The sequence below is a fragment of the Microvirga sp. P4_G7 genome (assembly GCF_056401005.1).
In genome coordinates, this window is the sequence record NZ_JBFUKD010000185.1 from 1 (window position 1) to 6132 (window position 6132).

At 60.0% G+C, this 6132-nt stretch carries 7 protein-coding genes and 1 pseudogene; 6 read left to right on the forward strand and 2 right to left on the reverse strand.

Annotated elements, in window-relative coordinates; genetic code table 11:
• The 6 genes from AC1DT3_RS10180 to AC1DT3_RS10205 form a co-directional block, all read left to right on the forward strand.
• Window positions 1-289: hypothetical protein (locus AC1DT3_RS10180; protein ID WP_477465139.1), on the forward strand; the 289-nt coding region annotated here is incomplete at its 5' end.
• A gap of 9 nt (window positions 290-298) precedes the next feature.
• A complete protein-coding gene (gene tam, locus AC1DT3_RS10185; RefSeq protein ID WP_477465140.1) occupies window positions 299-1072 on the forward strand; it encodes a trans-aconitate 2-methyltransferase in 774 nt (257 codons plus the stop codon).
• A 95-nt stretch (window positions 1073-1167) separates the two neighbouring features.
• Window positions 1168-2403 carry an MFS transporter gene (locus tag AC1DT3_RS10190; protein ID WP_477465141.1) on the forward strand — a complete coding sequence of 412 codons (1236 nt, stop codon included), beginning with the start codon at window positions 1168-1170 and terminating at the stop codon, window positions 2401-2403.
• A 21-nt stretch (window positions 2404-2424) separates the two neighbouring features.
• On the forward strand, window positions 2425-3837 hold the full coding sequence (locus AC1DT3_RS10195; protein WP_477465142.1) for an amidase: 1413 nt from the start codon (window positions 2425-2427) through the stop codon (window positions 3835-3837).
• 63 nt (window positions 3838-3900) lie between these two features.
• Window positions 3901-4221, forward strand: coding sequence for a c-type cytochrome (locus tag AC1DT3_RS10200; RefSeq protein WP_477465143.1), 321 nt, complete (start codon window positions 3901-3903; stop codon window positions 4219-4221).
• A 68-nt stretch (window positions 4222-4289) separates the two neighbouring features.
• On the forward strand, window positions 4290-4841 hold the full coding sequence (locus AC1DT3_RS10205; RefSeq protein WP_477465144.1) for an HdeD family acid-resistance protein: 552 nt from the start codon (window positions 4290-4292) through the stop codon (window positions 4839-4841).
• Between the two features lie 71 nt (window positions 4842-4912).
• Here the strand turns inward: AC1DT3_RS10205 and AC1DT3_RS10210 are convergent, their stop codons facing one another.
• Together AC1DT3_RS10210 and AC1DT3_RS10215 are read right to left on the reverse strand one after the other, a co-directional pair.
• Window positions 4913-5566: a sensor histidine kinase gene (locus AC1DT3_RS10210; protein ID WP_477465145.1), complete on the reverse strand. Its 654-nt coding sequence runs from the start codon at window positions 5564-5566 to the stop codon at window positions 4913-4915.
• 42 nt (window positions 5567-5608) lie between these two features.
• Window positions 5609-6091 (reverse strand): annotated as a pseudogene (locus AC1DT3_RS10215) (PAS domain-containing protein); the annotation flags it as partial.
• Window positions 6092-6132: the final 41 nt, after the last annotated feature.

Consider the following 6132-nt stretch of genomic DNA (forward strand, 5'->3'; position numbering starts at 1 on the left):
GTTGGGATTGGGGCTTTTGGTGGGCGCCACTTTCGGGGCGGCGGCCTATTGGCTGGTCGTTCGCGCGCCGATCATCGCCGCTCTCGCCTTCGCGGGACTCACGGCAGCCATTCAAACGGCAATCCTCGGTGCCGACGCCGAGGATTGGAAGTTGGTCGAGGGTGCCTTGGGGACCTTTTTCGGTCTGATGATGATGGCGATCGTGCTGCGGAGCTGGTCCTCGCTCTATGGGCAAGATGTCGAAAATGCCGATGCGAAGAACCCGAAATCCTGGCAGTTGGATGAATAGGAGGCGCCTTTGGCTGATTGGAACGCCGGTCAATACCTGAAATTCGAAGAGGAACGGACCCGTCCTGCATCAGACCTTTTAGCTCGCGTTCCGCTCCCCGATGCGAAATGCTGCATCGACCTCGGCTGCGGCCCGGGCAACAGCACGGAGCTCATTGTCCAACGCTATCCCAGCGCTCAGATCACCGGACTGGATTCCTCCGACGACATGCTCGCCAAAGCACGCCAACGACTTCCTGGCCTGCATTTCGAGAAGGGCGATATCGCCCAATGGGATCCTGTTGACCCCTTCGACCTGATCTACGCCAACGCGGCGATGCAATGGGTTCCTGACCACCTCGCCCTGCTGCCGAAACTATGCGCCAAATTGAACTCCGGCGGGTGCCTCGCCGTCCAGGTTCCGGACAACCTCGACGAGCCTTCCCATGTGTTGATGCGCGAAGTCGCTTCGCGCGGACCTTGGAAAGCGCGCCTGAGGGGAGCAATTACCGTTCGCGAAAAAATCGGCACGTTCGACGCCTATTATTCCAGCCTGAAGCGCGCCGGCTGCGCGGTCGATCTATGGCGGACGACATATGTCCACCCGCTTGAGGGGGCATCCGCCATCGTCGAGTGGTTAAAAAGCACCGGCCTGCGGCCCTTCCTCGATCCGCTCGACGAGGCCGCGAAGCGCGACTTTCTGGCCGCTTACGTCAGCGAAATCGCGAAAGCCTACCCGGAGCAATTCGATGGAAAAGTTCTCCTGCGCTTTCCGCGTCTATTTCTGATCGCGCGTCGACTTTGACCAGGTTCGATAGTTGATCCTGAACCCATAAGAGATTATCCGGCTAAGAACGATCGGCCCTCTCTCGAACTTTCCGACCAAGGACCTCGCTTTCCATGTCAGCAACCAGCAAAGGCTGGGCGGCCTTTAGATCCGCGGATTTCCGGCTTTTCGGTTTGTCCCGGCTCCTGGCAGGCATGGCACTGCAAATGCACAACGTCGCCGTCGGGTGGTTCGTCTACGATATCACCCACAGCGCCTGGGCCCTGGGTCTCGTCGGCCTCGTCGCCTTCACGCCGGCCATCGCCTTCGCTCTTCTCACCGGACATGTGGCGGACAATTTCGATCGAAGGCTGATCATCGCAGCGTCTCACGTGCTGACCGCTTTGTCGGCAATGGGCCTCTTCCTTTGCGCGTGGTTCGCCGTGCGGGAGGTATGGCCGATTTACGTCTTCGTCGCACTCATCGGCACGGCCCGCGCTTTCGGCAATCCGGCGAGCCAAGCGCTTGTGCCGAACCTCGTCCCCCGCGAACATTTCGGCAATGCGGTCGCTTGGAACTCCTCCATCAACCAGACCGCCACCATTTCCGGGCCCGCTATCGGCGGGTTTCTCTACGTGCTCGGCCCGACGGTGGTCTTCGGTACGGCGATGGTGTGCTTTTTCATCGCCGCCATTCTCGTCGCGAGCCTCAGCCATCGGCGAGCGGAAACCGTCCGCCAAAAGGTCTCGTGGGAGACGTTGATGGCCGGCCTTACATTCATCCGTTCACGGCCGGTGATCTTCGGAGCGATTTCACTCGACCTCGTGGCCGTACTCCTCGGTGGCGCGACAGCGCTATTGCCGATCTTCGCGCAAACAATCTTGCAGGTCGGGCCTTGGGGTCTCGGATTATTGCGAAGCATGCCCGCCGCAGGGGCGCTCTGCATGGCATTCTACCTCGCGCATTATTCCATCGCGGAGAACGCGGGAAAGCGCATGCTGATGGCGGTCGCCGTCTTCGGATTTGCGACGATCGGCTTCGGCCTGTCGACTTCACTTCCTCTTTCCCTGCTCTGCCTTTTCATTCTCGGTGGCGCCGACATGGTGAGCGTTTTCGTTCGCCAGACACTCGTGCAAAGCGACACCCCTGATGCCATGCGGGGACGTGTCGCCGCCGTGAACACGATCTTCATCGGGGCCTCGAATGAACTCGGCGAGTTCGAATCCGGCTCGGTTGCAGCACTCATCGGCGCCGTCCCCGCGGTCGTCTGCGGTGGTGCTGCGACCGTCCTCGTCGCCTCCCTGTGGGGCCGATTGTTTCCCTCATTGYGCGATCGCGACAGGCTGATCGTTCAGACGTCCTCGACCTGAGCACTCTGGCTGGAGCTTGACATGGCCGCATCGGATCCGACGTCCTGGTCTGCCGTCCAATTGGCCGCTGCCATTCGGAACAAGGAAATCTCACCGGTCGAGGTCATTCGGTCGTCGCTGCAACGCGCCGAAACAGTCGATGCGGCTTGCAACGCGTTCAGCGCGCTATATGGCGACCAGGCGCTCGCCGACGCGCGACGAGCCGAGAACGCGATTTTTTCCGAAGCGACCGTTGGGCCATTGCATGGCGTGCCGATTGCCATCAAGGACATGACGCCGATAGCAGGATGCGTGACAACGTCAGGATCGCGCATCTTCGAAAGCCACGTGACGCCGTCCGATGCGCTGATCGTCCAGCGATTGCGTGCCGCCGGCGCCATCATCGTCGGCAAGACCACGACGCCCGAATTTGCGAGTTCCGGGTACACTCGCTCGCCTCTTTTCGGTCATACGCGAAATCCATGGAACCGGAGCCGCACTTCTGGCGGCAGCTCGGGCGGATCGGCGGTGGCCGTCGCGACGGGATCCGTCTGTCTGGCGGAAGGTACGGACATGGGCGGCTCGGTTCGCATTCCCGCATCCCATTGCGGCATTGTGGGGCTCAAACCGAGCCTCGGCCGCATCCCTTTCACGTTGCTGCCGAGTCAGTTCGAAACCATCGCCCATTTCGGAACTCTGGCGCGATCCTGCGAGGACGCGGCTCTGTTTCTGTCCTGTGTTCAGGGGCCCGATGATTCCGACATCATGTCCCTGCCCGCACCAAGTCCGATTCTGAGCGATCTCAACAGCGACCCGCGCCAATGGCGCCTGGCGCTCTCACCTGATCTTGGCCACTACGCCCTCGATGCCGACGTGCGGCGCAATCTTGATGCGATTGTGGATCGGCTGCGGGACGCGGGCGCGGTCGTCGACGAGGTTCACCTTCCGTGGACGACTGAAATCGGCAAAGCCTGGGACGATTATTGGGCCGTCTACATGGCCACGTTCTACGGCGAGCATCTGCAGGATCGGCGCGATCTGATGGACCCGTCGATCGTCGCGTATATCGAGCAGGGTTTCGCGATGAGCGCTGTCAAGTACAAGTCAATCGAACGCGTGCGAACCAAAGCCTGGGAAGCGCTCAACCCGATCCTCCAAGCATACGACGCGCTCCTCTGTCCGACCATGTCACGCCCAGCGCCCGATCTCGAATCGAATGGCTCCGACTTCGCTTTTGAGGATGCGCAAGGGCGGTATCATGGTTCGAGCATGACGTGCCCTTTCAACTTCGTCGGCCAATGTCCGGCCTTGTCGGTTCCCAGCGGTCTTTCCGAACTCGGCTTGCCGACGGGCATCCAAATCGTGGGTCGCCGGTTTGACGATCTCGGCGTCTTGAAGATAGGCCATTTGATCGAGCAACTGCGCGGTCCGTTCCCGCGCCCGGCCCTCTCCTGAATTCATTCTCAGTCCATTAACCGAACTCTTCTAAAGGAGAATAGAAAGCTGGATTCTCGGATCATGAAGACAACACTGTTACTTGGTGCCGTTGCCGTTTTACTGAGTGTCACCGGCGCCCAGGCCGCGCAGGGAAATGCGCGCCGGGGCCAAGCCATCGCCCAGAAATACTGCGCGCTTTGTCACGCGATCGGAAAAAGCGGCGACAGCCCAAAAGCGGGCGTGATCCCATTCCGCGATTTACATCAGCGTTATCCGATCGAGAATTTGGACGAGGCTCTGGGCGAAGGCCTGATGATCAACCATCCCGACATGCCCGAGATCACATTGAACGTTCGTCAGATTCACGACTTCAAGGCCTATCTCTACGGCTTGAGCAAGTAGGCTCGAATCGAGCCGCTTGATCGTGGCGTAGGAAAGCTGTCTACTCTGGAGCGGCATAACGGAGAACGATGATGGCGGGCGGCTCGGCAATACGAAGCGACAGCAAGAACGCGCGTTTCTGGCTTTTTATTGCAGGTCTCGTAGCGCTGTTTCTTGGCCTTGCGGGCCTCTACATGACATTCGGCCTGACCATCGTCGGCGTCATGTGGTACGGCATCCTCATGCTGGTCGCCGGCATCGTCCAGATCATTCAACCGTTCCTGTCGTCGCACGCCGGAACGCGGCGCTCGCGCTGGGCCGCCATTCTCCTGGGGTTGGTGTATGTGGCAGGCGGCCTCTACGCGCTCCTCAACCCGCTCGGTGCTTCGCTGGTTCTGACGCTGATCCTCGGCGTCGCCCTCGTCGCGTCCGGCATCTTCAAGGCAGGCTGGGCATTTTTCGATCAATCCCGACGGTCGAACGCGGCGTTGGTTTTGGCCGCGACGCTTTCGCTCATTCTCGGCTGTCTCTTGATCGCGCAATGGCCCCTCTCCGGCCTCTGGACGATCGGTCTATTGATCTCATGCGATCTCATCGCACACGGCATCGCGTTGACCTGGACCGCCGCGAAAAACCCTTGAACGCGATCGACCCCGGTTGACGCCGGTCAATGCCTGCTGGCCCGATCTTTTCGGCATGAAGGGATCGAACGCTAGATTGGAATCCCGGCCTCGATCCTCGTTCCGCCACGGGCGGAATCGAAGGTGAGCGTTCCACCGAAACGCTCCACACGATCGCGCATCCCCCTCAATCCGACCCCCATCGGCGGACGGCCCGTTTGATCGCAGGAGATCCCCTCGCCGTCGTCCCAGATGCGTAAGCGAACGACACGATCGACAACGCTCAGCGACAATCCTGCCGTAGCCGCTTTCGCGTGACGATGAACGTTCATCAAGGCCTCTTGGACGATCCGGAAGATGGCGACGCGGACGTCGCAGGAAAGTTCACCGAGATCGCCGGGAAGATCGGTATTCACCTGCAACCCCGTGCGCTTGGCGAAGCCATGGGTGAAGTCCGACAAAGCGCCTACGAGGCCGTGCTCTTCCACATGCGGAGGGTGCATCAGATAGCTGAACGCGCGGATTTCCCGTGCCGCTTCGTCGATCGAAGTCGATATGTCGCTCATCACATCTTTCGCCTGCGGCGTCAGCGCGATGAGTCTTTTCAACTGCGCCAGCCCGAGGCTGATTGCTGCAAGATGCTGCGCCGTTGAATCATGCAACTCGGCAGCGATGCGCCGTCTTTCCGCACTGATGAGCTCGGGCACATCCGCCGAGAGCGACTGAAACTCACGCTCGGCATTCATTCGCGCGGTCACATCCGTAGCGATGCCGAGCAGCCGATCGATTTGCCCATCGCGACCACGGCTCAGGACGACAATGTGATGCAAAAGCCAACGCCAATGGCCGTCAGCGCATTTGATGCGAAAGGTGACTTCGGCGCTTTGCCGTTCGACCAGACCAGTCAGCATGCCGAGCGTTGCGCCCGCCTCGTCGGCGTCCTCGGGATGGACGAACGGCTCCAAAGCAGCGTCGCAAGGGCAAAGGGGAACGTCGCCAGCGTATCCGAGTACGCGTTCGACGCTGTCATTGAACGCTCGCGTTTTGCGCTGACGCAGATCAAACGTGTAAATGATGTCGGGCGATGCCTCGACGATCCTTCTGAGCAGATCGCCTTCCTTACCTTTTCGGCGGCCCAATTCTTTCGCGAGAGGCTTGGTGGGGATTGGACGGGACAGGTCATATCCGGATTGCGCAAAAACATAGCCAGAATTCAATAGATTTTGAATCTGCAGAATTTGCTCTGCTGGGGACCGTGCAGCGCCAATCATAGCGTTTAGCCTCGCTACTTTTTTAAAGCCCCCGAAATTAT

Coding starts and splice junctions, on each gene's coding strand:
- AC1DT3_RS10195 (WP_477465142.1), top strand. CDS start 2,425: ATGGCCGCATCGGATCCGACGTCCTGGTCTGCCGTCCAATTGGCCGCT.
- AC1DT3_RS10200 (WP_477465143.1), top strand. CDS start 3,901: ATGAAGACAACACTGTTACTTGGTGCCGTTGCCGTTTTACTGAGTGTC.
- AC1DT3_RS10205 (WP_477465144.1), top strand. CDS start 4,290: ATGATGGCGGGCGGCTCGGCAATACGAAGCGACAGCAAGAACGCGCGT.
- AC1DT3_RS10210 (WP_477465145.1), bottom strand. CDS start 5,566: ATGAATGCCGAGCGTGAGTTTCAGTCGCTCTCGGCGGATGTGCCCGAG.